The sequence below is a fragment of the Stutzerimonas kunmingensis genome (assembly GCF_014764705.1).
Classification (GTDB): Bacteria; Pseudomonadota; Gammaproteobacteria; order Pseudomonadales; family Pseudomonadaceae; genus Stutzerimonas.
In genome coordinates this window covers 76,115-98,954 of record NZ_JACXXG010000004.1, presented here as the reverse complement: position 1 = coordinate 98,954, position 22,840 = coordinate 76,115, and the positions used below count along the sequence as shown (strand labels likewise).

24 protein-coding genes and 2 pseudogenes are annotated in these 22,840 nt (G+C 66.7%); 15 read left to right on the top strand and 11 right to left on the bottom strand.

Annotated features, from left to right (window positions below; all coding sequences use genetic code 11):
• Positions 1-5 precede the first annotated feature (5 nt).
• From IEG05_RS05320 to IEG05_RS05295, 6 genes are all read left to right on the top strand, one after another.
• Complete coding sequence (locus tag IEG05_RS05320) at positions 6-677, top strand: iron-containing redox enzyme family protein (RefSeq protein ID WP_065983055.1); 672 nt, start codon at positions 6-8, stop codon at positions 675-677.
• Positions 664-1,497, top strand: coding sequence for an SDR family oxidoreductase (locus tag IEG05_RS05315; protein WP_090519383.1), 834 nt, complete (start codon positions 664-666; stop codon positions 1,495-1,497). The genes IEG05_RS05320 and IEG05_RS05315 overlap by 14 nt, the downstream gene beginning before the upstream one ends.
• On the top strand, positions 1,494-2,144 hold the full coding sequence (locus tag IEG05_RS05310; protein WP_065983053.1) for a tetratricopeptide repeat protein: 651 nt from the start codon (positions 1,494-1,496) through the stop codon (positions 2,142-2,144). The genes IEG05_RS05315 and IEG05_RS05310 overlap by 4 nt, the downstream gene beginning before the upstream one ends.
• A gap of 62 nt (positions 2,145-2,206) precedes the next feature.
• Complete coding sequence (locus tag IEG05_RS05305; RefSeq protein ID WP_014821503.1) at positions 2,207-2,866, top strand: response regulator; 660 nt, start codon at positions 2,207-2,209, stop codon at positions 2,864-2,866.
• Positions 2,860-4,281: an ATP-binding protein gene (locus IEG05_RS05300; protein WP_090519385.1), complete on the top strand. Its 1,422-nt coding sequence runs from the start codon at positions 2,860-2,862 to the stop codon at positions 4,279-4,281. The genes IEG05_RS05305 and IEG05_RS05300 overlap by 7 nt, the downstream gene beginning before the upstream one ends.
• Positions 4,282-4,402: 121 nt before the next feature.
• Positions 4,403-4,954, top strand: coding sequence for a cytochrome b (locus IEG05_RS05295; protein ID WP_090519388.1), 552 nt, complete (start codon positions 4,403-4,405; stop codon positions 4,952-4,954).
• A gap of 55 nt (positions 4,955-5,009) precedes the next feature.
• Here IEG05_RS05295 and IEG05_RS05290 read toward each other — a convergent pair whose 3' ends face one another.
• The 7 genes and pseudogenes from IEG05_RS05290 to narH form a co-directional block, all read right to left on the bottom strand.
• Positions 5,010-6,242 (bottom strand): molybdopterin molybdotransferase MoeA, encoded by a 1,233-nt coding sequence (locus IEG05_RS05290; protein ID WP_090519391.1) that lies wholly within the window; start codon positions 6,240-6,242, stop codon positions 5,010-5,012.
• A complete protein-coding gene (gene moaB, locus IEG05_RS05285) occupies positions 6,239-6,784 on the bottom strand; it encodes a molybdenum cofactor biosynthesis protein B (RefSeq protein ID WP_191121728.1) in 546 nt (181 codons plus the stop codon). The genes IEG05_RS05290 and moaB overlap by 4 nt, the downstream gene beginning before the upstream one ends.
• A gap of 239 nt (positions 6,785-7,023) precedes the next feature.
• On the bottom strand, positions 7,024-8,013 hold the full coding sequence (gene moaA, locus IEG05_RS05280) for a GTP 3',8-cyclase MoaA (RefSeq protein WP_013981802.1): 990 nt from the start codon (positions 8,011-8,013) through the stop codon (positions 7,024-7,026).
• A 108-nt stretch (positions 8,014-8,121) separates the two neighbouring features.
• The gene (locus IEG05_RS05275) at positions 8,122-9,078 is read right to left on the bottom strand and encodes a peptidylprolyl isomerase (RefSeq protein ID WP_191121727.1); all 957 of its coding nucleotides are present in this window, start codon (positions 9,076-9,078) and stop codon (positions 8,122-8,124) included.
• Positions 9,079-9,159: 81 nt separating this feature from the next.
• A complete protein-coding gene (gene narI / locus IEG05_RS05270) occupies positions 9,160-9,951 on the bottom strand; it encodes a respiratory nitrate reductase subunit gamma (RefSeq protein WP_013981800.1) in 792 nt (263 codons plus the stop codon).
• Positions 9,944-10,699: a nitrate reductase molybdenum cofactor assembly chaperone gene (gene narJ, locus IEG05_RS05265; RefSeq protein WP_191121726.1), complete on the bottom strand. Its 756-nt coding sequence runs from the start codon at positions 10,697-10,699 to the stop codon at positions 9,944-9,946. Before narJ ends, narI begins: the two co-directional genes overlap by 8 nt.
• A 3-nt stretch (positions 10,700-10,702) precedes the next feature.
• Positions 10,703-11,134 (bottom strand): annotated as a pseudogene (gene narH, locus IEG05_RS05260) (nitrate reductase subunit beta); the annotation flags it as partial.
• Here narH and IEG05_RS05255 point away from each other — a divergent pair.
• The 4 genes and pseudogenes from IEG05_RS05255 to IEG05_RS05240 form a co-directional block, all read left to right on the top strand.
• A pseudogene (locus IEG05_RS05255) lies at positions 11,134-11,763 on the top strand (ATP-binding protein); the annotation flags it as partial. The pseudogenes narH and IEG05_RS05255 sit on opposite strands and share 1 nt — an antisense overlap.
• Entirely contained in the window at positions 11,741-12,349 is a 609-nt protein-coding gene (gene narL, locus IEG05_RS05250; RefSeq protein WP_263481093.1) for a two-component system response regulator NarL, read from the top strand. The pseudogene IEG05_RS05255 and the gene narL, both read left to right, overlap by 23 nt.
• Before the next feature lie 171 nt (positions 12,350-12,520).
• Positions 12,521-13,306, top strand: coding sequence for a type IV pili methyl-accepting chemotaxis transducer N-terminal domain-containing protein (locus IEG05_RS05245; protein WP_191121724.1), 786 nt, complete (start codon positions 12,521-12,523; stop codon positions 13,304-13,306).
• A gap of 81 nt (positions 13,307-13,387) precedes the next feature.
• The gene (locus IEG05_RS05240) at positions 13,388-14,083 is read left to right on the top strand and encodes a Crp/Fnr family transcriptional regulator (RefSeq protein ID WP_191121723.1); all 696 of its coding nucleotides are present in this window, start codon (positions 13,388-13,390) and stop codon (positions 14,081-14,083) included.
• Here IEG05_RS05240 and IEG05_RS05235 read toward each other — a convergent pair whose 3' ends face one another.
• Positions 14,084-14,629, bottom strand: a complete 546-nt coding sequence (locus IEG05_RS05235; protein WP_125862625.1) for a DUF4345 domain-containing protein — start codon at positions 14,627-14,629, stop codon at positions 14,084-14,086. It abuts the gene before it with no gap.
• A 190-nt stretch (positions 14,630-14,819) separates the two neighbouring features.
• On the opposite strand from IEG05_RS05235, the gene IEG05_RS05230 reads away from it, so the two are divergent.
• A complete protein-coding gene (locus tag IEG05_RS05230; protein WP_191121722.1) occupies positions 14,820-15,257 on the top strand; it encodes a DUF411 domain-containing protein in 438 nt (145 codons plus the stop codon).
• A 130-nt stretch (positions 15,258-15,387) separates the two neighbouring features.
• Positions 15,388-16,245 carry a KPN_02809 family neutral zinc metallopeptidase gene (gene ypfJ, locus IEG05_RS05225; protein ID WP_102832086.1) on the top strand — a complete coding sequence of 286 codons (858 nt, stop codon included), beginning with the start codon at positions 15,388-15,390 and terminating at the stop codon, positions 16,243-16,245.
• Between the two features lie 210 nt (positions 16,246-16,455).
• Here ypfJ and IEG05_RS05220 read toward each other — a convergent pair whose 3' ends face one another.
• The 3 genes from IEG05_RS05220 to IEG05_RS05210 all read right to left on the bottom strand — a co-directional run bounded on the left by IEG05_RS05220 (position 16,456) and on the right by IEG05_RS05210 (position 18,555).
• Positions 16,456-17,058 carry an HAD family hydrolase gene (locus tag IEG05_RS05220; RefSeq protein WP_090519401.1) on the bottom strand — a complete coding sequence of 201 codons (603 nt, stop codon included), beginning with the start codon at positions 17,056-17,058 and terminating at the stop codon, positions 16,456-16,458.
• Entirely contained in the window at positions 17,055-17,924 is an 870-nt protein-coding gene (gene tesB, locus IEG05_RS05215) for an acyl-CoA thioesterase II (RefSeq protein WP_041014940.1), read from the bottom strand. The genes IEG05_RS05220 and tesB overlap by 4 nt, the downstream gene beginning before the upstream one ends.
• A 76-nt stretch (positions 17,925-18,000) precedes the next feature.
• Positions 18,001-18,555: a GNAT family N-acetyltransferase gene (locus IEG05_RS05210; protein WP_046617803.1), complete on the bottom strand. Its 555-nt coding sequence runs from the start codon at positions 18,553-18,555 to the stop codon at positions 18,001-18,003.
• Positions 18,556-18,625: 70 nt separating this feature from the next.
• Here IEG05_RS05210 and IEG05_RS05205 point away from each other — a divergent pair, with 70 nt between their 5' ends.
• From IEG05_RS05205 to IEG05_RS05195, 3 genes are all read left to right on the top strand, one after another.
• Positions 18,626-19,546, top strand: coding sequence for a histone deacetylase family protein (locus IEG05_RS05205; RefSeq protein ID WP_023444634.1), 921 nt, complete (start codon positions 18,626-18,628; stop codon positions 19,544-19,546).
• Between the two features lie 19 nt (positions 19,547-19,565).
• Positions 19,566-20,831: a TIGR03862 family flavoprotein gene (locus IEG05_RS05200; protein WP_191121721.1), complete on the top strand. Its 1,266-nt coding sequence runs from the start codon at positions 19,566-19,568 to the stop codon at positions 20,829-20,831.
• 103 nt (positions 20,832-20,934) lie between these two features.
• Positions 20,935-22,833: an ATP-binding protein gene (locus tag IEG05_RS05195; protein ID WP_191121720.1), complete on the top strand. Its 1,899-nt coding sequence runs from the start codon at positions 20,935-20,937 to the stop codon at positions 22,831-22,833.
• Positions 22,834-22,840 lie beyond the last annotated feature (7 nt).

Below are 22,840 nucleotides of genomic sequence, written 5' to 3'. Positions count from 1 at the left end.
TCATCATGGATTTCTTCGACCAGCTGCAACACCAGACCAATGCCGAGCGCGAATACCTGCTTGGCGCGCCGATCATCCACGCCGCGCTCGCCGGCACCGCGACCCGCGCGCAGTACATCGCCTTCCTCACCCAGGCCTACCACCACGTCAAGCACACCGTGCCGCTGCTGATGGCCTGCGGTGCGCGCCTGCCCGAGCGGCTCGAGTGGCTGCGCGAGGCGATTGCCGAATACATCGAGGAAGAGATCGGCCACCAGGAGTGGATCCTCAATGACATCCGCGCCTGCGGCGGCGATGCCGAGGCGGTGCGCAACGGCCAGCCCGCGCTGCCCACCGAACTGATGGTGGCCTACGTCTACGACCGCATCGCCCGGCACAATCCGGCGAGTTTCTTCGGCATGGTCAACGTGCTGGAGGGCACCAGCATCGCGCTGGCGACCCAGGCCGCCGGCGTGCTGCAGGACAAACTCCAGCTGCCGGCCAAGGCGTTCAGCTACCTGACCTCGCATGGCAGCCTGGACCTGGAACACATCGAATTCTTCAAGAGGCTGATGAACCGCCTCGACGACGAGGACGACAAGGCCGCCGTGGTGCACACCGCGCGCGTCGTCTACCGCCTCTACGGCGACATCTTCCGCAGCCTGAGCGCGCCGGAGCACGACCATGCAACTGCGTGACGCGCGCATCCTGCTGACCGGCGCCAGCGGCGGCATCGGCCAGGTGCTGGTCGAGCGGCTCTGCGCGAACGGCGCACGGCTGTTACTGGTGGGACGCGACAGTCTTGCCCTGGAAGCGCTGGCGCGCCGCTATCCGGGGCAGGTCAACTTGGTCTGCGCCGACCTCACCCAGCGCAGTGGCCGGCATACGGTGCTCGATGCCGCGCGGCGTTTCGGCGGCCTCAACTGCGTGATCAATGCCGCCGGGATCAACCAGTTCAGCCTGCTCGAACAGCAGGACGAGGATGCCATCGCCCGCCTTATCGGCGTCAACGTCACCGCCACGCTGCAGCTGACCCACCTGCTGCTGCCGCTGCTGCGCCAGCAACCGCAGGCGCTGCTGGTCAATCTCGGCTCGACCTTCGGCTCCATCGGCTACCCGGGTTTTGCCGCTTATTGCGCCAGCAAGTTCGCCCTGCGCGGCTTTTCCGAGGCGCTGCGCCGCGAGCTCGCCGACAGTCACGTCAAGGTGCTCTACATCGCCCCGCGCGCGACCCGCACGGCAATGAACAGCGCCGACGTGGTGGCAATGAACGATGCGCTGAAGGTCGGCATGGACGATCCGCAGGCCGTCGCGCGGCAGATCGTCCACGCCATCGCCACCGAACGCGAAGAGCTGTATCTCGGCTGGCCGGAAAAACTCTTCGTACGCCTCAACGGGCTCCTGCCGCGGCTAGTCGACCAGGCCTTACGCAAACAGTTGCCGGTGATCAAGCGCTTCGCCCGTGCTGAACAACCGCTGCCTCCCTCCCAAACCACTTCGACCGGAGATCACCCATGAAGCATCTGCTCGGCCTGTGCACCCTTGTGCTGGCGCTGGCCTGCCAGCCGTCCTTCGCCCTCAGTCCGGCCGGCGAATCGTCGCTGCGCCAGATCCAGGCGCGCTGGGCGGAGATCAACTACCAGCTGCCGGCGGCACAGCGCGAAGCGGCCTTCGCCCGGCTCGCTTCGGAAGCCGAAAGCGCGGTGGTCGGCGAACCGCAGGCCGCCGAGTTGCACATCTGGCACGGCATCGTGCTCAGCACCTGGGCCGGCGCCAAGGGCGGGCTCGGCGCGCTGGGTCTGGTCAAGCAAGCTAAAGCCGAACTGGAAAAAGCTATCGAACTTGAGCCACAGGCGCTGGATGGCTCGGCCTACACCAGCCTCGCCAGCCTCTACTACCAGGTGCCCGGCTGGCCGATCGGCTTCGGTGACGAGGACAAGGCTGAGGCGCTGTTCAAGCAGGCGCTGGCGCTGAACCCGAACGGCATCGACCCGAACTACTTCCACGGTGATTTCCTGCTGCGTCAGAAACGCTACGGGGAAGCGCGCGCGGCGCTGGAAAAGGCCCTTGCCGCGCCCGACCGTGCGGGTCGTGAAGTCGCCGATGCCGGTCGCCGCGACGAAGCCCGCGCGCTGCTCGCGCAGGTCAAGGAAAAGCTGGAATAACCGGCTGCGGCGGCGTTGAATGCACAGCAATGCCGCAAACCCTTCAGGACGACAGGAACGACATGCGCATTCTGCTGGTGGAAGACGATCGCGCCCTCGGCGAGGGCATCCGTACCGCACTCAAGCCCGAGGGCTACACGGTGGACTGGCTGCAGGACGGCGCCAGCGCGCTGCATGCGCTGAGCCACGAGAGCTTCGAGCTGGCCATCCTCGACTTGGGCCTGCCGCGTATGGACGGTCTGGAAGTGCTCAAGCGCCTGCGCGCCAGCGCCAACCCGATCCCGGTGCTGGTACTCACCGCGCGCGATGCCACCAGCGACCGCATCGCCGGGCTGGATGCCGGCGCCGACGACTACCTGGTCAAGCCGTTCGACGTCGCCGAACTCAAGGCCCGCCTGCGCGCACTGCTCCGGCGCAGCTTCAATCGCCCTGAGCCGGTACTGGAGTACCGCGGCATCCTGCTCGACCCGGTCAATCAGCAGGTCAGCTACCAAGGCACCCCGATCAACCTGCCGCGCAAGGAATTCGTCCTGCTGCATGAGCTGATCGCCCAGCCCGGTCGCGTGCTGACCCGCGATCGGCTGCAGCAGGTGCTCTACGGCTGGGACGAGGAAGTCGAGAGCAACGCGCTGGAGGTGCATATCCATCACCTGCGCAAGAAATTCTTCCCCGAGCTCATCCGCACCGTGCGTGGGGTCGGCTATCTGGTGGACAAATGCTGAGGCGCTCTATCCGCAACCGCACCCTGGTGCTGGTGCTCGGCATCCTGCTGCTGTCGCTGAGCCTGATCTCCTGGCGCAGTTATCGCGACGCCCGCCACGAGATCGAGGAGCTGTTCGACGCCCAACTGGCGCACAGTGCTCGACTGGTGCAGGGGCTGGTGATGCGCGACATGAACCCGCAGGCCCGCAATGCGCTGCAGCAGGCGCTGGACGCCGCGGTGAATGCGCGGCGCGATCAGGGCGTGCCGGGGCACGACTACGAAACCAAGCTGGGCTTTCAGGTCTACGCCACGGATGGCAGCAGCCTGCTGCAGTCAGCCGGCGCGCCGCACGGCGCCTTGCAGCGGCTGGCCGGCGCTGACTCCGCGTCACCCTTCAGCCATCTGAGCGGCGGCTATCACGACGTGCAGCTCGACGGCCATGCCTGGCGGCTGTTCCTGCTACACGACCGCGAGGACGATCTGTGGATTCTGCTCAGCGAGCGCGGCGACGTACGCGGCGAGCTGGTCGGCAAGATCGCCCGGCGCAGCCTGCTGCCCGACCTCATCGGCCTGCCGCTGCTGGCGCTGCTGATCTGGCTGGCGGTGGGCTGGGGTCTGCGGCCGCTGGCGCACATGGCGCAGCTTCTGAAGAGTCGCGATCCGGACAACCTCGCGCCGCTGCTGCTGGCGCCGCTGCCGCAGGAGCTGGAGCCGGTGGCCGCCTCGCTGAATCGCCTGCTGCAGCAGGTCAATCAACTGGTCGAGCGGGAAAAACGCTTCATCGCCGATGCGGCCCATGAACTGCGCACGCCCCTGGCAGTGCTGCGCATCCATGCGCAGAATGCGCAACAGGCCGAGCAGCCGGAGGACCGTGAAGCCGCGCTGCAGCAACTGCTGACCGGCGTCGATCGCACCACCCGCGTGGTCACTCAGCTGCTCACGCTCGCTCGCCTGGAACCCAATGCGCAGCCGCGGCATCCACAGCAGCTGGACCTGCTGCCGCTGTGCCGCGAATGCCTCGCCGAGCTGACGCCGCTGGCCCTGGCGCGCGATCAGGAACTGACGCTGGAAGCTGACGACGTGGCCGATCACCGGCTTCCCGGCGATGCCGCCGCGCTCGCCACGCTGCTGCAGAATCTGGTCGGCAATGCCCTGCAGTACACGCCCGATGGCGGGCAGATTCAGGTCAGCCTCCAGACCATGGAAAACGGCGTCAGCCTGTGCGTGGATGACAGCGGTCCGGGCGTGCCGGCAGCGCAGCGCGACAAACTGTTCGAGCGCTTCTACCGCCAGGGCGACGGCCAGGGCGCGGGGCTCGGCCTGGCCATCGTCGCACGCATCGCCGAACTGCACGGCGCGACCATCGAACTGGCGGACTCACCGCTCGGCGGGCTGCAGGTCGCCGTGCACCTGCCCCGCCAGTCACACCACTAGCCTAGAACGACCAGCGGCGAGCTGCCGCGACCGTCCGCCGCAGGCGCAACGGGCATTCGCTAAGGTTCGCTTAAGGCTGGCGCCCTAGACTGCCGACATTCCCCTACTCGGAGTGAGTGAAATGACTGCATCGAACCCTCTGGCACGCTACGGTCGCCTGAGCATTGCCCTGCACTGGCTGATGCTGCTGTTGATCGCAGCGGTCTACGCGACCATCGAACTCAAGGGCAATTTCGCCAAGGGCAGTGAACCGCGCGAACTGCTCAAGCACTGGCATTTCATGCTGGGTCTGACGGTATTTGCACTGGTCTGGCTGCGCCTGATTGCACGCTGGCTGCATCCCGCACCCAAAGCGGTCGCCGGGGCCGGCTGGGAACGCGCGCTGGCCAAGCTTATGCACCTGGCGCTGTACGGCCTGATGATTGGTCTGCCGCTGCTCGGCTGGCTGACGCTGAGCGCGGCAGACAAGCCGATTCCCTTCTTCGGCCTTGAGCTGCCGGCGCTGATCGGCGCCAACAAGGAGCTGGCCGGCGAGTTCAAGGAGCTGCATGAAACGCTGGCGGTGGCCGGCTACTGGCTGATCGGCCTGCACGCGGCGGCGGCCTTGTTCCACCAATACGTGCGCCGCGACGGCACCCTGTTGCGCATGCTGCCGCAGCGCCACCAGGCCTGAGGCGCAGACACGACAACGCCCGGTCGACTCACCATCGACCGGGCGTTTTTGTTTGTCAGCCGAGCAACTCGCTGAACGGCAGATACTCCACCGTCTCCCCTTCTTCCAGCGTGCGGTTGCGCTCGACGATGGCCAGGCCTTCGGCCCAGCTGGCCGAGGTCAGCATCGCTGAGCCCTGACGCGGATGCAGGCACACGCGCATCTCGCCATCGACCTGTTCCAGCCGCGCGCGCAGGTACTGGCGACGGTTGTTCGGCTTGCGCCAGGCGAAGCCGGCGGTCAGGCGCAGCGGCTTGGGCAGCACCTCGGTGCAACCCTGGGCACTGAGCAGGAACGGTCGCGCCACCACCAGCGAGGTGATCAGCGCCGCAGCCGGATTGCCGGGCAGGCCGATCCACGGCTTGCCATTGACCTCGCCAAAGGCCAGCGGCTTACCCGGCTGGATCGCCAGGCGCCACATGTGCAACTCGCCCAGCTCGCGAATGGCCTGCTTGAGATGGTCCTCCTCGCCGACCGAGACGCCGCCGGAGGTGATCAGCATGTCCCATTCGGAGGCGGCCAGCGCCAGGGCGTCACGGCTAGCAGCCAGCTCGTCGACGAGGATTTCGTAGTCGTGCACTTCCATTCCGATGCTGCGCAGCACGCTGAGCAGGCAGTAACGGTTGGAGTTGTAGATCTGTCCCGGCGCCAGCGGCTCGCCGGGTTCGCGCAGTTCGTTGCCGCTGGAGAGCAGGCCGATGCGCAGGCGCCGATAGACCGCCACGCGGGCAACGCCGAAGCTCGCCAGCAGGCCGATCTCCTGCGGGCGCAGACGCTTGCCCGCCTGCAGCACGGGGGCGCCAGCCTGCAGTTCCTCGCCCTGACGACGCACATGGGCGCCCTGGATAACGCCGGGGAAATGCACGCGATCGGCCTCGATCTGGCAATCCTCCTGCGCCACCACGGTGTCGGCGCCCGGCGGCAGCGGCGCGCCGGTGAAGATGCGCACGGCGTGGCCGGCAGGCAGTTGCTGGTCGGCGGCATCACCGGCGGCGATGCGCCCGGCGAGTGGCAGCCAGCCGCCTTTAGCCGGCAGGTCGGCGGCGCGCAGGGCGTAGCCGTCCATTGCGCTGTTGTCCCAGGCCGGCACCGGGAAGGGCGCGTCTAGCGATTCCGCCAGCACCCGGCCAAGGGCATCGGACAGCGCGACGTGTTCCACTGGCGGCAGCGCCGGCACCCGTGCCAGCAGCTCGGCGATGGCCTCGTCGACCGGCTTCAGGCCACTGGTGTCGCAGCCACAGGCGCTCATGAGCGTGGCCCGCAGTATTCGACTGCGCTGGCCTTCAGGTGCGGTACGAAGTTGCAGGGCTTGGTGCGGCTGTCCAGCTGCTCGACGAGGATCTTGTTCCAGGCGGTGCGGCAGGCATTGGTCGAGCCGGGCAGGCAGCAGACCAGGGTGCCGTTGCTCATGCCGGCCAGCGCGCGGGACTGCACGGTGGAGGTGCCGATCTCGCTCAGCGAAACGTAGCGGAACAGCTCGCCGAAGCCGTCGACATCTTTGTCCAGCAGCGGCTGCACCGCCTGCGGGGTGTTGTCACGGGCGGTGAAACCGGTGCCGCCGGTGATCAGCACCACCTGCACGTTTTCGCTGGCGATCCAGCTGCACACCCGGGCGCGGATCTGCCAGATGTCGTCCCTGACGATGGCCCGCTCGGCCAGCGTGTGGCCTGCGCTCTGCAGGCCGTCGATCAGCGCCTGGCCGGAGGTGTCGGTGTCCAGGTTGCGGGTATCGCTCACCGTGAGCACGGCGATGTTCAGAGGCTGGAATTCGGTGTTGGACAGGTGAGCCATGGCTCGAAACTCCCTTGAAGATGTGTGCGCAGGCTGCACCGGCGCCGCGGGCCAGCCCATTCCCCGTTGGAGGTAGGCGCGCGGCAGGCGGTGCCGGCAGGTCGACCAACGCGCATGGCGTTGGCCAGCGAGCGTTGCGACAGCCCGACTGCAACGCAGCGGGGCATGGGTCAGACCGGCAGTGCCGGCCGATGGTAGCGAATAAAACGGTCGGCCCGCAGCCCGTTCGGCGCGGGCAGTCAACCGCCGCTGGCGTTCATGAAGCGCAATACCTGGACCTCGCCGCCGCTGGAGAATTCGTGGCGCAGCGGTTTGCGTTGCAGCGCGGCGTGAATGGCGTCGATCACCGGCTGGTCGCTGGTCGGATGGCGGCGCAGCAGTGCGCGCAGGTCGATGGAATGCTCGTGGCCCAGGCACAGCAGCAGGCGACCTTCCACGGTCAGCCGCACGCGGTTGCAGGTGGCGCAGAAGTTGTGCGAATGCGGCGAGATGAAGCCGATGCGCGTCTGCGGGTGCTCCGGCAGGCGCACATAGCGCGCCGGACCGCCGCTCTGCTCGGCCGAATCGATCAGCGCGTGACGCTCGGCGATCAGCGCCTTGACCTCGTCGCTGGAGCAGAAGCTCTCACCGCGCGAACGGCCGACGTCGCCCAGCGGCATTTCCTCGATGAAGCTCAGGTCCAGCCCGCCGGCGATGGCGAAGTCCACCAGGTCGGCGACCTCCTCGGCGTTGCGGCCCTTCATCACCACGGCATTGAGCTTGATCCGCTCGAAGCCGGCGGCGCGCGCCGCATCGATGCCGTCGAGCACCTGCTGCAGCTGGCCGGTGCGGGTAATGGCGTGGAATTTCTCGGCGTCCAGGCTATCCAGGCTGATGTTCAGCCGCTTGACCCCGGCCCGAGCCAGCGGCGCGGCAAGCCTGACCAGCTGCGAGCCGTTGGTGGTCATCACCAGTTCACGCAGACCGGGCAAGGCCGCGATGCGCTCGCAGAGACCGACGATGCCCTGGCGTACCAGCGGCTCGCCGCCAGTGAGGCGGATCTTCTTCACGCCCAGCCCGACGAAGATGCGCGCGATGCGCTCCAGCTCCTCCAGACCGAGCACCTGCTGACGCGGCAGGAAGGTCATGTCCTCGGCCATGCAGTAGACGCAGCGGAAGTCGCAGCGGTCGGTGACAGACATGCGCAGGTAGTCGATCTGGCGGTTGTGGGCATCGCGTAGTTGAGTCATCGATAACACCTCTAAGCCTCGTAGGGTGGATGACGCTTATTCATCCACCGTGGGCCCCGCGCGGTGGGTGGTGAAGCATCATCCACCCGGCGCAGGGCCAAGCCGCCGTCATTGCATCAGTGGCGTTTCCGCGCCCTGCAGGTGGATTCCCTCGATGTTCGCCGCCCCCACCAGATTCTGCAGGTACTGGCTGACGCCGATCTGCCAGACACGCTGGTTGAGTTCGGCGCGAATCGTTCCGGCGACGATCTCGTAGGGCAATTGCTCGCCCTCGATACGCTGGTCGACGAACACCAGATGGTAGCCGTAGCGGCTCTCCAGCGGTTGCTGGCAGAGGCCGACCGGCAGACGGAACAGCTGGCGCTCGAACTCCGGCACGGTCTGGCCCTTGCTGATCTGCCCAAGCGCCCCGCCCTGCTCCTTGGATGGACAGGCCGAATGCTGCAACGCGAGTTCGGCGAAGCTTTGCGGCGCCGCCTGCAGTTGCTGCAACAGGCCCAGCGCCTGTTCACGCGCCAGGCTGCGCGCTTCGGCGTCATCCGCCGGACAGGCCAGCAGGATGTGCCGCGCGGCCAGCAGCGGCGCGCTGAAGAAGCGCTGACGGTTGCCGTTGTAGTACTGCTGACAGGCCGCCTCGTCGGCCAGCGGCAGCGGCACTTCCTGTTCGATCAGCGTGCGGGTGGCCGCTTCTTCCTCGCTTTCACCGGATTCAGCACGCACCACCAGGCCGAGTTCGGCGATGCGCTGCTGCAACAGCTCGCGCACCACCAGTGCCTGGGTCGCCAGAAAGACCGCCTCGTCGCGGCTCTCGGCGGGGTGATACTGCAATTCCTGGGCGATGGCCTGGGCCGCGATCGCCACCCCGTTGACCCGCACCCGCGGCCACTCCTGCTCGCTGCTGGCGATCAGCAGCGGCTCGCCGGAGGCCTGCTCCTCGGCGGGCTGGTGCTCTTCTTCATGCGGCAGTTCCTCGAACAGAGGGGCCTCGGCCGGCACTTCGATTTCCGGGCGGGCGCCGCCACCGCAGCCGCCACCACCCGTGCTTCCACCACATCCACAACCCATGATGATTACCTCGATAAGACGCTTGAAGCTTCGATCCGATCGGCCAGACCGGCTGACGCGTGGGGCGCCAGCCGGCAAGGGTCATACCGGGCTCTTGCTCTTTGCCGTGGCAGGCACGGCGGACGGCACGGCAGTTTCGCGTACCGGTGCTTCGTAGGTGCGCGGGCGCTGCGGACGCGGCATGGCCGGCTTGACGCCCTTCTGCCGGACGATCTGGTAGCGCCGGCCCAGGTACCACACCGGCGCGCTGACGATGTGCACCAGACGGGTGAAGGGGAACAGCACGAACAGGGTCATGCCGAGGAACACGTGCAGCTTGTAGATGACGCTGACCGACTCGATGGCGCCTGCGGCCTTGACCGGCTGCAGGGTGACCAGGCTCTGTGCCCAGGTGCCCAGCAGCACCATCACCGAACCGTCCAGGTGGCCGGTGGAGGCGACGATGGTCAGCAGCCCCAGCACCAGCTGCGCCAGCAGCACGAACAGGATCATCACGTCGCTGGTGTTGGAGGTGGCCCGCACACGCGCATCGGTCAGACGGCGATGGATCAGCATCACCAGGCCGATCAGGCAGAGGATGCCGAAGAAGCCACCGGACACCATCGCCACGATCTGCTTCTGACCACTGGTGATGAAGTGGTGATAAAGCGCCTCGGGCATCAGCAGGCCGACGAAGTGACCGGCCAGGATGAAGATGATGCCGACGTGGAACAGGTTGCTCGCCAGGCGCATGCGGTTGTTCGACAGCATCTGGCTCGAGCCGGCCTTCCAGCTGTACTGCGACAGGTCGAAGCGCGCCCAGCTGCCGATCAGGCAGATGGCCAGGGCGATGTAGGGGTAGACCCCGAACAGCAGGAAATTGAAGTTAGACATTGCGCACCTCCTGGGCGAGCGCGGCGGCCTGCCCGTCATGCTTGAAATCGGTCCAGTGCAGCGGCACCGGGCTTTCCTCGCGAGCCTTGCCCGGCCCGCTCGGCATGGATGGGCAGCGATCCTGCTGCTCGGCCTGGAGGAAGTTGACCTGCTCCTCCTCCCAGATCTTGTCCAGGGCCTCCAGCGAGTCGTCGCGCTCTTCGGCGGCGACCTGCTCCTGCAGCCCGGCCAGGGTTTCCTGCACCGGCTCGCCGGCGATCTGCAGCAGTGCGGTGAAGCATGCGGCATGCGGGCTCTCGCGTTCCTGCAGACGCGCTGCCAGCAGGGCCAGCAGGTGCGACACGTCGGCCAGCCCCTCGCGGGCCTCGAGGTCATCGCGGGTGGCGAGGTATTCGAGGTAAAGCGGGATGTAATCCGGCAACTCGCGTACACCGATGTCGAAACCGGCCTCGGTGTACTGCGCCATCAGGTCGACCATGGCTTGGCCGCGATCGCGGGACTCGCCATGCACGTGTTCGAACAGGAGCAGCGACAGTGAACGACCGCGGTCGAACAGGTCGGTGTAACGCTCCTGCACGTCCATCAGGTCGTCTTCGGTCAGCTCGTCGAGCAGGCGGCGCAGCGCGATGCGCTGCTCCGGGCTGATCTCGCGGGCCGCGCCGATGGCCTGGGCCAGTTCGGCATGGCCGTCGCGCAGGTGCTGGTCGGGGTAGTCCAGCAGCAGGGATATCACTTTAAGGATGCGCATGGCTCAGTCCTCCCACAGCTGGACGGTCTTGATGATGTCGCGGCGGTTGGCCTTCTTCGCGCCAAACATGTTGGTGTCCGAGGCGCCCGAGCAGCCACTGCCGAAGCTGAAGCCGCAACCGGAACGCTCGGCGAAGGCGTCGCTCATGGCCTCTTCGCGGTGCGCGGTCGGGATCACGTAGCGGTCTTCGTAGTTGGCGATGGCCAGGTAGCGGTACATGTCTTCCACCTGGGCCACCGACAGACCCACGCTCTCCAGCACCTTGAGGTCCTGCACACCATCGACCTGCTCGGCACGCTTGTAGGCACGCATGGCGAGCATGCGCTTGAGCGCCAGCTTGACCGGCTCCTCGTCGCCCGCAGTGAGCAGGTTGGCCAAGTAACGCAGCGGGATGCGCAGGCTGTCGACGTCCGGCAGCACGCCGTCCATGCTGACTCAAGCGCCTGATGCAGAAGGAAAGCAGCCAGGCGCAGCTGGACGACAGCGTGCAGCAGATCGACCAGGGCCTGAACGCGGCCTACCGCCAGTTGCGCGAGCTGCTGACGACCTTCCGCATCAAGGTCAACGAACCCGGGCTGCGACCGGCGGTGCAGGCGACCATCGAGGAATTCGGTGCCAACTCCGGCCTGCAGATTCTGAGCGACTACCGCCTCGACCACTGTCCGCTGACGCCCAACGAGGAAGTGCACTGCCTGCAGATCATCCGCGAGGCGCTGAGCAATGTGGTCAAGCACGCCGAGGCCGACCGCTGCTGGCTGAGCCTGACGCAGGACAGCAATGGCACCATCCACGTCAGGATCGAGGACGACGGCATCGGCATCCGCCCCGAAGAGCAGCGCGCCGGCCATTACGGCCTGATCATCCTGCAGGAGCGCGCCAGCAGCCTGAACGGCAGCATCAGCATCGGCCTGCGCCCCGGCGGCGGCACCCTGGTCCACCTGCGCTTTCCGCCTGCCTATCGCCACATTCCCCTAATACAGGAGCCTGTCACGCATGAACGAAGGGACAACCACACGAATCCTGCTGGTCGACGACCATCCCATGATGCGTCGGGGCCTGCGTGACCTGCTGGAACTGGAAGACGACCTGGAGATGGTCGGCGAGGCAGGCAACGGTGAAGACGCCATTCGCCTGGCTCAGGAGATCGAGCCCGATCTGATCCTGATGGACCTGAACATGCCGGGCATTGACGGCCTGGAGACCACCCGGCGCATGCGCGACGCGGACATCGATGCGCGGATCATCATGTTCACCGTCTCCGACGAGCAGAGTCATGTCCTCGAAGCCCTGCGCAACGGCACCGATGGCTACCTGCTCAAGGACATGGACGCCGAACAGCTGATCGAGCAGATCCGCATCGCCGCCACCGGCCGCATGGCCCTCAGCCCCGAACTGACCCAGGTGCTCGCCGAGGCCATCCGGGTGCGTCCCAAGCCCACCGGCCAGGTGCAGTTTTCCAGCCTGACCAAGCGCGAGAAGGAAGTCCTGCGGCTGATCGCCAAGGGCCAGAGCAACAAGATGATCGCGCGCAAGCTCGGCATCACCGAAGGCACCGTGAAGGTCCACGTAAAGAACCTGCTGCACAAGCTGGACCTGCGTTCCCGTGTCGAGGCGGCCGTCTGGGTGCTGGAGAACGAAGCGAAGGGCTGACCGGTACCGTCGCCCGGCAGCAGTTTTGTGCGTGATCGCTCAACTCGCGAAGCCGCTGCCGTCCCCTTGACAATCATCAATGCCATCACCGCGAAGCGCTCTATCTTCTCGTCCCCAACCGACCTGACCGTGTGGTCAGCATCGCGCCCATCCGGACGTAAGGAGCGCTCCATGTTCAAGATTCTGCTGCCCACTTCCCTGCTGCTCGGCCTGCTGGCCGCCAGCCTGCCCTGCCAGGCGGCCATCAGCGACGCCGAGGCGGTCAACCGCGCCGGCATGCAGCGCATGCTCGGCCAGCGCATCGCCAAGAGTTACCTGATGATCGGCACCGATACCCGCGTCGATCTTGCCGCCAACCAGCTCGACAGCAGCATTGCCAGCGTCGAGGAGAACGCCCAGCTGCTCGACGAGTACGCCGCCAACGATGTCATCCGCAAGGCGCTGGAAGACGCCACGCAGACCTGGCATCAGTATCGCCAGCTGGCCCTGACCCAACCGGATCGCGAACAGTCTGCCGAGCTGCTGCGCCTGGCCGAGCGCTTCCTCGGCCAGAGCGAAGCGCTGGTGCATGAGATCGAGCGCCACAGCGGCAGTCAGGCGGCTCGCCTGGTCAACCGCAGCGGGCGCCAGCGCATGCTCAGCCAGCGCATCGCCATGCTCTATCTGGCGATGACCTGGAAGCTGCCGGAACAGCGCCTGCGCGGCGATTTCGACGCGGCAGTCGCGGAGTTCGAGCGCGGCCTGGACGAGCTGAACAAGGCGCCGCAGAACACCGAGCAGATCAACCGCCAGCTCGATCAGATCGGCGCGCAATGGCGTTTCGCCCGTGCTGGTTTCAGCCTCGCCGACGACGCCCGTTTCGTCCCGACGGTGATCGTCACCACCAGCGATTCGCTGCTGCGCAAGATCGAACAACTGACGCTGGACTACGAGCGACTGGCCGGCAGCACCCGCTGATCGACTACCTACCTGCCCAGAAAGAGGTATGGCCTGCCCGCACGGCGCGACCTAGCATGCCGTTCATCGAAAGGAAGGGGGATGGCCATGCTGACCGGCTCTGCAGTGCTCAATACGATGCGCCGTCATCATCTGTTCAGTGGGCTGGCCGAGACGGCTCTGCAGAACCTCGCGGCGCATACCACGGTCAAGCGCCTGCCAGCCGGCTGCACGCTGTTCCATCAAGGCGACGCGGCCGAGCACTTTCACGTGCTGATCAACGGCCAGGTCAAGCTGCACCGGGTCACCTGCGATGGTCAGGAAAAGGTCATCGAGGTAGTCCGGCCGGGCGAGGCCTTTGCCGAGGCGCTGTTCTTCAACAAGCAGCCCGAACATCCGCTGAGCGCCACCACCCTCAAGGAAAGCCTGGTGCTCAACGTGCAGAACGCCCACTACCTGCGTCTGCTCGAGACCCAGCCTCAGTTGTGCATGCAGCTGCTCAGCAGCCTCAGCGACCGACTCAACCAGCGCCTGCACCAGATCGACAGCCTGACCTCGTCCAATGTCTGCCAGCGCGTGGTGCGTTACCTGTTCCAGGAACTGCAGGCAGCGCGCAGCGGTGTGATCGACCTCGACCTGCCCAAGCGTCTGATCGCCTCGCAACTGGGCATCCAGCCGGAAGCCCTGTCGCGCATCCTGCATCGCCTGACCGACGCAGGGCTGATCGCCGTGCAGCGGCGGCGCATCGAAATACTCGACCAGCGCAGCCTTTCGGCCTACCTCGAAGCAGCCGCCTGATCAGCCCTGGGCGTCGGGGTCACCACGACGGAACGGCTGCGGGGCGACTTCAACCGATGCCGGCTCGACCGGCGGCGGACCATCGCCAAGCTTGAAGGGTTTCGGCGGCTCGCTGACCAGTCTCCGCGTGGCCGGCTCGAGGCGCTCCGGCTCAGGCTCCGGGCGCTCGCGGACAAGATGCCACGCAGCGGCGGCAAGGGCGGCGGCCAGCACACGATAGAACAGCGATGCCAGATCGAAACCGACCAGCTCACCGCCATCCAGCCACAGCGACACCAGGCGCCCGAGCACCAGCGCGGTCATGGTGATCATCAGCATCATCAAGGCCGGCCGCGCACGCTCAGGGGCACGCGCGGCCCAGATCAGAAACAGTGCCAACCCCAGTTGCAGGCCACCGTAGTAGACCCGCATGTGGCTGACCGAGGCGCCCTCCATCAGCAGCATGCCGTTCAGATTGGCCATCTCGTAGGGGCGAAACCAGTAAGCCAGGCTCAGACTGGCCATCACCAGCGCCTGCGCGAGCAGAACGAAACGGGCAAAACGCATCGAAAACTCTCCTGATGTGCGACTCGCTATTCCGATTGGCATGGGACTGTCAGACTGCCGGTTTGTTCTGCCCCCGGCCCTTCGGTCGAATCTCCCGCGCGACGTCGATGGTGACAATTGCCCGCCTGCCGCACCTTGGGTATGGGCGCAACCCGGCGTATGGTGGGCCTCTCGCTCGTAGGAGGTTCCCATGCACCGTCTTCTGTTGCTGCTTCCCGTCCTGCTCGCCGGGTTCGCCCAGGCCGCCGAGCCCATCGCCATCGACGTCTATCGTGACCCCAACTGCGGCTGTTGCGAAGCGTGGATCGATCACCTGGAGGACAACGGTTTTTCCGTGAGCGATCACGTGGTCAACGACATGACCTCGGTAAAGATGGAACACGGTATCCCGCACCGCCTCGGTTCCTGTCACACCGGGGTGATCGACGGCAAGTTCGTCGAAGGCCACGTTCCTGCCGCCGACATCCTCAAGCTGCGTGCGCAACCGGACCTGATTGGCGCGGCCGTACCCGGCATGCCGATCGGCTCGCCGGGCATGGAGATGGGCGAGCGCAAGGACGCCTTCAAGGTGATCGGCGTCAGCAATGCGGGCGAGGAACGCGTGCTCTCCGAATACCCCGGCGACTGAGCCATCGCGTCGCTGCGAATGCAGTGCGGTCCGCGCTGCAGCTTTTTCGCGCCGTGCGGGTCTTAACGGGAGGCAGGCGCCGCTTCGGTGTTGCGCCCTCAACCCGTCAACCGTTCAGAAGGACACCCCCATGCGCTGGAAACGAGCCCGACGCAGCGACAACGTAGTGGACGCCAGAGGCCGCAGCGGCATGCGCCTTGGCGGCGGACTGGGCCTGGGCGGCATCGCCATCGTGGTGATCATCGGCCTGCTCTCCGGGCAGGACCCGCTGCAGATCCTCGGCCAGCTGGCCAACCAGAGCGGACCTGCCGTCTCCCAGCAAAGCCAGCCGCCGGCCGGGGATGACCCGCAGACCGAATTCGTCCGGGCGATTCTTGGCGACACCGAAGACACCTGGCGTGCGTTGTTCCAGCAAGCTGGCGCTCAGTATCGCGACCCGACCCTGGTGCTGTTTCGCGGCGGCGTGAACTCGGCCTGCGGCTTCGCCAGCTCGGCGGTGGGCCCGTTCTACTGCCCCGGCGATCAGCAGGTCTATCTCGATCTGCAGTTCTTCGACGAGATGGCCCGGCGCTTCTCCGCCGCCGGCGACTTCGCCCAGGCCTATGTGATCGCTCATGAGGTCGGCCATCACGTGCAGACCCTGCTCGGCGTTTCCCAGCAGATGCAGAGCGCCCGTCAGCGCGGCGCGAAGATGGAAGGCGACAACGGCCTGCTGGTCCGCCAGGAGCTGCAGGCCGATTGCTTCGCTGGAGTCTGGGCCTATCACGCACAGCAACGCCACGACTGGCTGGAAGAAGGCGATCTGGAAGAAGCGCTGAACGCCGCCAATGCCATCGGCGACGACAACCTGCAGAAGCGCAGCCAGGGCCGCGTGGTGCCGGATGCCTTCACTCACGGCACTTCGGCGCAACGGGTGCGCTGGTTCCGTGATGGCTTCGAGCATGGCGATCCGGCGCGCTGCGACACCTTCAAGGCGACGCGGCTGTAATAGACGGCCACGGGAGCCTCGCCAGCAAGGCGCTTCTACGTGGTCATGCGGGTTCTGACCAGATGCACACGACCTGCTGCAGGCGGCGGGAGAACAGGGTTGGCGACGGGCTTGTGCACGACCTGACTCGTGCACGGCCCGAATGCGGCAGCGGCCTCGCCCGCAAATGGCTGTGCGTCGGTGTGCGCCCCGTTCCCCGTCGCGCCGCGCTCAGACCTCGCCCGAAGACAGCAGCCCGTGCAGCACCCGGCAATCCGGAGCATAGAGATCGGCCAGTTCCGGCCATTCGTTGTGCGGCACGTTGACCAGTACGCCACGCGCGCCGGCCGCCCGGGCGCACTCCAGGTCGAAGCGGTAGTCACCGACCATCAGCATCGCCGACGGCGCCACGCCCCAACGTTCCGCCAGATGCAGCAGCCCGCCCGGATGCGGCTTGGGCGGCGCTTCGTCGCGACCGAGGATGTCCTCGGGCAGGAAACAGTCCCCCATGCCGACTGCGTCAAGAGTCACCCTGGCCAGTTCCTGGGCATTGCGAGTGAGCACTCCAAGCCGGCAGCCGCGCTCGCGCAGAGCATGCAGCAGCTCGCGAGCGCCTTCTGCCGGGCGCGCCGCGCAGGCCAGCTCGCGCTCGTGCTCCAGCAGCCAGGCGTGCTTGGCGGCGGCCTCCTCGGCAGGTAGCGCCGCCAGGTGATGGAGGATGTCGTCCTCCTCGGGGATTGCCAGCGCGCGGCGGATCGCGGCGAAATCGTGCACGGCGATCGTCAGGGTGCCGTCCATGTCGAACACCCAGTGACGGACCTCGGCGATCTTCACATCCAATCCTCGCGCACGCGGATCAGCCCTTCCTGCGCCACGGACGCGACCAGCTGGCCCTGGCGGTTGAAGATGCTGCCGCGGGCGAAACCGCGCGCATTGCCGGCCCAGGGGCTGTCGATGGAGTACAGCAGCCAGTCGTCCAGCTTCACCTCACGATGGAACCAGATGGCATGGTCGAGGCTGGCCAGCTGGATGAACTTGCTCCACGAGCTGACGCCGTGCGGCTGCAGCGCGGTGCCGATAAAGCTGAAGTCCGAGGCGTAGGCCAGCAGGTACTTGTGCAGCGCCGGGCTGTCGGGCAGCGCGCCGTCGGCACGGAACCACAGGTGGCGGACCGGTTCGATAGGCTGCGGGTTGGCCGGATCGACCAGCGTGACCGGGCGGATCTCGATGGGCTTGGGCCGGCGCAGCTTTTCCATCACCCGCTCGGGCACCATCGGCGACAGCTTGTGCAGCAGCTCCCACTCGTTGGGCAGATCGTCCGGCCCGACCACGTCCGGCATCGGCAACTGATGCTCGTAGCCCGTTTCCTCGGCCTGGAACGAGGCGATGCCGGTGAAGATGGTCTGGCCCTTCTGGATCGCACTGACCCGCCGCGTGGTGAAGCTGCCGCCGTCGCGTACGCGATCGACGTCATAGACCACGGGCTGGTGCGAGTCGCCGGGGCGCAGGAAATAGCCGTGCAGCGAATGCACATGGCGCTCCGGCGTCACCGTCTGGCTCGCGGCGGAGATGACCTGGCCGAGCACCTGGCCGCCGAACAGCTGGGGAAAGCCGAGGTCCTGGCTCGCGCCACGGAACAGGTTCTCCTCGATGCGTTCCAGGGTCAGCAGGTTGACCAGGGCGTCGAGTATCTGGGTCATTTCGGCATCCTTGATAGGGGGCTCGTACGGGCGCGCCATGTTACGGATTTCGCCGGCAACGCTCCAGCAACAGTGCTCATTGTCGCCAATCGTCCCGCCGCAGCCGGTAGAGCACCTGGGTGTGCAGCGGGTGCTCGGGCGAAACGTCCGGATGACCGAACGTGGTGGCCGGCTCCGGGCGCATGCCGAGCCCTTCCAGCAGTTGCCTGCCCGGTTCGTTGATCTGCGAGACACAGGCCACGACCTCGTCCAACTCCAGCGCGCCGAATGCGCATTTCAGCGCCGTCTGCGCGGCCTCGCGAACCAGACCCTGCCCCCAGTGCTCGCAGGCCACCGCCCAGCGCAGCTCGGCGACCGCGTTCGGCAGCGGCAAGGCGGACCAGACCAGCCCGCAATAGCCGATGAAGGCGCCGTTGTCCTTGCGCTCCAGCGCCCACAGGCCGAAACCATTGCGCAGCAGATGCAGCCTGCTGCGCACCATCAGCGCGGCGCAGTCATCCCGGGACCACCGCGCCGGGTTGTAGCGCATCACCTCCGGGTCGGCACAGAGCCGCACCAACGGATCGAGGTCTTCGTCATGCCAGTTGCGCAGCCGTAGGCGCGTGCTTTCGAGTGCGAGTCGTTCAACCATCCCTGCTCCTTGAGCGCTCCGACGGCCAGCCTGCATACTGTGGCGCACATCCATCGAACACGCGTGGTTCATGTCGCTTCCCCTGGTATTTCACGACGATTACAGCCCGCCATTGCCGCCGGGCCATCGGTTTCCCATGGAGAAGTTTCGTCTGCTGCGCGACCACCTGGTCGCCCTGGGTTTGACCACAGACGCAGCGCTATTGCGCCCCGAGCTGTGCAGCCATGACATTCTGGCGTTGGCGCACGAGCGCAACTACGTCGAGCGCTACTGCAGCGGCGCGATGGGTCGCGACGAGCTGCGCCGCCTCGGCCTGCCCTGGAGCCCGGAGCTGGCGCAGCGCACCGTGCGGGCGGTAGGCGGTTCGCTGCTGGCCGCCGAACAGGCGTTGCAGCATGGCCTGGCCTGCCACCTGGCCGGCGGCACCCACCATGCCCATCACGACCATGCGTCCGGCTTCTGCATCTTCAACGACCTGGCGGTGATCGCGCTCTACCTGCTGGAAAGCGGACGCGTCGGCCGCGTGCTGATCTTCGATTGCGACGTGCATCAGGGCGACGGCACCGCGCGCATCCTGGAGAACGTGGCGGACGCGGTGACCGTCTCGCTGCACTGCGAAAAGAACTTCCCCACGCGCAAGGCCCATAGCGACTGGGACATCCCGCTACCACCCGGCATGGGCGATGAGGCCTACCTCAAGGTGGTTCATGACACCCTGAACTACCTGCTGCCGATCTATCAGCCGGACCTGGTGCTCTATGACGCTGGCGTCGACGTCCACCGCGACGACGCCCTAGGCCTGCTCTCGCTGACCGACGCCGGGCTCGCCGCGCGCGACAGCGCCGTGCTCGATCACTGCCTGGGCCGCGACATTCCCGTGGTCGGCCTGATCGGCGGTGGCTACGACAAGGACCGCGCACTGCTCGCGCGTCGCCACGCGACCCTGCATGTCAGCGCCCACTCGGCCTGGCAGCGCCACGGACTCGGCTGAGCACCCGTCAGCGGCTACAATGCCCGCCCTGCTCGCCTGCCCGGTTGCCGCCATGCCCCAGCCCGCTTCTTCCTTTCGCGTCGCCATCATTGGTGGTGGCCCGGCCGGCCTCATGGCCGCCGAGGTGCTCGGCCAGGCGGGCGTCAGTGTCGATCTGTACGACGCCATGCCCTCGGTCGGCCGCAAGTTCCTCCTGGCCGGGGTCGGCGGCATGAACATCACCCACGCCGAGGACTACTCCGCCTTCGTCAGCCGCTACGGCGAACGCGCGGGCGAGCTGCGTCCGCTGCTGGACGCCTTTACACCCGCCGCGCTGCGCGAATGGATTCACGGGCTGGGTATCGACACCTTCGTCGGCAGTTCCGGCCGGGTATTTCCCACCGACATGAAAGCCGCGCCATTGCTGCGCGCCTGGCTCAAGCGCCTGCGTGAAAACGGCGTACACATTCATACCCGCCAGCGCTGGCTGGGTTGGGACGAGCACGGTGCGCTGCGCATCGCCGGGCCGCAAGGCGAAAGCCTGATCGACGCACACGCCACCCTGCTCGCACTCGGCGGCGGCAGCTGGGCACGACTGGGCTCCGATGGCGCCTGGGTGCCGCTGCTCGCAGCCCGAGGTATTGCCATCGAACCGCTGCAGCCGGCCAACTGCGGCTTCGAGGTGGAAGGCTGGAGCGCCCATCTGCGGGACAAGTTCGCCGGCGCGCCGCTGAAGACGGTCAGCCTCGCCCTACCGGGTAGCGCGCCGCGCAAGGGCGAGTTCGTACTTACCGCGACCGGTATCGAGGGCAGCCTGGTCTATGCGCTTTCGGCACCGATCCGCGAGGCCATCAACCGTGACGGCGGCACCACCGTGCTGCTCGACCTGCTGCCGGATCGCACCCTGGCGCAGGTCGCCAGCGCCCTGGCCAGACCGCGGGGTTCGCAGTCCATGGCCAAGCATCTGCACCGCCAGCTGAAGCTCGATGGGGTCAAAGCGGCGCTGTTGCGCGAGCTGAGCGATGCCGCGTCCTTTCAGGATCCGCAGACCCTGGCCACGGCGATCAAGGCGCTGCCCATCCGCCTGGTCCGCCCGCGCCCGCTGGACGAGGCGATCAGCAGCGCCGGCGGCGTGCCCTTCGAAGCGCTGGATGCCAACCTGATGCTGCAACAGGTGCCCGGAGTGTTCTGCGCCGGGGAAATGCTCGACTGGGAGGCACCGACCGGCGGTTATCTGCTGACCGCCTGTTTTGCCAGTGGCCGAGCCGCGGCCGAGGGAATGCTGCGCTGGCTGCGCGACCACTAGTCACTCGCCGGTTAGGCCGCGCGCTGCTAGCTTCAGTTGCAGAGCACGCCGCAAGCAGTACCCCGCTTGGCGTGCTAGGACGAACACGCGCGAGGCAATATCGATGGCGGTCAACGCAATCCCGGTGGATCAACGTGTCATCGACATCGACTCCAGGCGCTTCGCCTCGATCGAAAAGGCGCTGGTCGAACTGATCACCAACAGCGACGACAGCTACGCCCGACTGGAAGCGGCAGGCGTGGCAGTTTCCGGGCAGATCCTCGTGCAGTACGAGCGTCACAGGCGCGGCGCCCTGCTGGCGGTCACCGATCACGCCCAGGGCATGTCGTTCGCCGCCGCCTGCTCCATTCTCAGCTATGGCGGCGCACACAGCCCGCTGGCGCAGGGCACCGGTGGCGGGCGCGGCTATTTTGGCCGCGGTCTCAAGCAGGCGATCTTCGGCCTTGGCTACGGCTGGCTGGAAACCATCCATGATGGCAGGCTGTCGCGGATCGAGCTGTTCCGCGCCGAGAACGGCGGCTATCTCTACGATGACGGTGGCCAGGATCGCGCGGTGACCGAGCGCGACCGTGGGCGCCTCGGCATTGCCGGCAACGGCACGCGCGTCGCCATCATCATCGAAAGCAGCCAGGTACGTATTGCCCAGTTCAGCGCCCTGACCGAGTCGCTGGCCAACAACATCTATCTGCGCGACGTGCTCGGCCGTCGGCACTTGGAGATGACGCATCTGCGTGACGGCGTCGAGATCGAGCGCAGCGGGCGTACTCGTTTCGAGGAACCGCCGTCACTGTTGTTGCTTGGCCCGGATCTGCCGGGCGAATTCCACTGCGACGGCCAGACCTTTGCCTTCAGCCTGACGCTCAAGCGTGCACTGGACGCACAACTGGTGCCGCGCGGCGACGAGCGCACCAGCGGCCTGCTGGTGCTTTCCGGCACGGCGGCGCTGGATTGCCAGCTGTTCGATTATGAGAACCAGGTCGGCACCGAATACCTGTTCGGCACCGTTCGCTGCGCGGCGCTCAGCGAGCAGCTCGGCCAGGGCGTCGCGGTGATCAGCGACGAACGCGCCGGGCTGAACCTGAAGACACCCTTGGTGGCGGCATTCGCCCGGGCGGTCAGTCAGTTGATCGCCCCGTTCGTGATGGCCGAGCAGGAAAAGCTCAGACACCTGGAACGCGCCACCACCTCCGGGCGCACCGCGCACATGATCGAGCACCTGTTGCAGCGCATGAGCCAGGCGGCGATTCACGACTTCGGCATCGTGGCGCCGGCCAGCACGACGGCAGGCCCTTCCGGCACCGATGTGCGACCAGCCGCACTGCGCTTCAGTACGCCGTTCTACTATCGCCAGCCGAATCATTCGTTTCACGTCAGGCTGCTGATCGACCCGCAGCAGCTTACCGCGGACGCGGTCCTGCAGGTGGACGCCAGCCTCAGCGACGGGCTGAGCATCGATCCTCCGCCCGCGCCTGTTCCGCTACAGGCGCTACGCGACAAGCCGTGCGTGGAGTGGACGGTCAGCGGCCAGTCCGCGGCCGATCATGGCGAGATCGTCGCGCGCGCCGGCAACTACCTGGCCTGGTGCGAGATCGTTATCGCCGAGCACGCGTCGACACATGCTCACCACCACCCGGCGTGGCAACACCATGCTGCCACGCGCCGCCCTTCGCGCGATCACGGCGAGGCCATGTTCACCGGCTACGAGTTCCGCTATCTCGGCGAAGACCAGGACCGCGCCGTCTACAGCCCGGAAGAACGCAAGATCCTGATCAACACCGCGGCACCCACCGTGCAGCTGTACGTCGACGGCCACGGCAACTTCCGCGACTCGGCACGCCTGCTGCTGGCCGAGCTGTTCATGGTCGTGATCGCCGAAGAACTGGCGCGCTGGAAGCTCGGCAGATCGGCGCTGGCCGACGACGTCGCCGCGTTCCATGCCGCCAAGCGCGAGATCATCCGCCGCTACGGCAGCGACATTCACCTGACCTTCATGCGCGGCTGAGGCCAGC

Coding starts and splice junctions, on each gene's coding strand:
- IEG05_RS05200 (WP_191121721.1), top strand. CDS start 19,566: ATGCCCGCCCTGCTCGCCTGCCCGGTTGCCGCCATGCCCCAGCCCGCT.
- IEG05_RS05275 (WP_191121727.1), bottom strand. CDS start 9,078: ATGGGTTGTGGATGTGGTGGAAGCACGGGTGGTGGCGGCTGCGGTGGC.
- IEG05_RS05210 (WP_046617803.1), bottom strand. CDS start 18,555: ATGGTTGAACGACTCGCACTCGAAAGCACGCGCCTACGGCTGCGCAAC.
- IEG05_RS05230 (WP_191121722.1), top strand. CDS start 14,820: ATGCACCGTCTTCTGTTGCTGCTTCCCGTCCTGCTCGCCGGGTTCGCC.
- IEG05_RS05245 (WP_191121724.1), top strand. CDS start 12,521: ATGTTCAAGATTCTGCTGCCCACTTCCCTGCTGCTCGGCCTGCTGGCC.
- moaB (WP_191121728.1), bottom strand. CDS start 6,784: ATGGCTCACCTGTCCAACACCGAATTCCAGCCTCTGAACATCGCCGTG.
- IEG05_RS05240 (WP_191121723.1), top strand. CDS start 13,388: ATGGCCATGCTGACCGGCTCTGCAGTGCTCAATACGATGCGCCGTCAT.
- IEG05_RS05315 (WP_090519383.1), top strand. CDS start 664: ATGCAACTGCGTGACGCGCGCATCCTGCTGACCGGCGCCAGCGGCGGC.
- ypfJ (WP_102832086.1), top strand. CDS start 15,388: ATGCGCTGGAAACGAGCCCGACGCAGCGACAACGTAGTGGACGCCAGA.
- tesB (WP_041014940.1), bottom strand. CDS start 17,924: ATGACCCAGATACTCGACGCCCTGGTCAACCTGCTGACCCTGGAACGC.
- IEG05_RS05235 (WP_125862625.1), bottom strand. CDS start 14,629: ATGCGTTTTGCCCGTTTCGTTCTGCTCGCGCAGGCGCTGGTGATGGCC.
- IEG05_RS05305 (WP_014821503.1), top strand. CDS start 2,207: ATGCGCATTCTGCTGGTGGAAGACGATCGCGCCCTCGGCGAGGGCATC.
- narI (WP_013981800.1), bottom strand. CDS start 9,951: ATGTCTAACTTCAATTTCCTGCTGTTCGGGGTCTACCCCTACATCGCC.
- moaA (WP_013981802.1), bottom strand. CDS start 8,013: ATGACTCAACTACGCGATGCCCACAACCGCCAGATCGACTACCTGCGC.
- IEG05_RS05320 (WP_065983055.1), top strand. CDS start 6: ATGGATTTCTTCGACCAGCTGCAACACCAGACCAATGCCGAGCGCGAA.
- IEG05_RS05195 (WP_191121720.1), top strand. CDS start 20,935: ATGGCGGTCAACGCAATCCCGGTGGATCAACGTGTCATCGACATCGAC.
- narJ (WP_191121726.1), bottom strand. CDS start 10,699: ATGCGCATCCTTAAAGTGATATCCCTGCTGCTGGACTACCCCGACCAG.
- IEG05_RS05205 (WP_023444634.1), top strand. CDS start 18,626: ATGTCGCTTCCCCTGGTATTTCACGACGATTACAGCCCGCCATTGCCG.
- IEG05_RS05290 (WP_090519391.1), bottom strand. CDS start 6,242: ATGAGCGCCTGTGGCTGCGACACCAGTGGCCTGAAGCCGGTCGACGAG.
- IEG05_RS05300 (WP_090519385.1), top strand. CDS start 2,860: ATGCTGAGGCGCTCTATCCGCAACCGCACCCTGGTGCTGGTGCTCGGC.
- narL (WP_263481093.1), top strand. CDS start 11,741: ATGATGCGTCGGGGCCTGCGTGACCTGCTGGAACTGGAAGACGACCTG.
- IEG05_RS05310 (WP_065983053.1), top strand. CDS start 1,494: ATGAAGCATCTGCTCGGCCTGTGCACCCTTGTGCTGGCGCTGGCCTGC.
- IEG05_RS05295 (WP_090519388.1), top strand. CDS start 4,403: ATGACTGCATCGAACCCTCTGGCACGCTACGGTCGCCTGAGCATTGCC.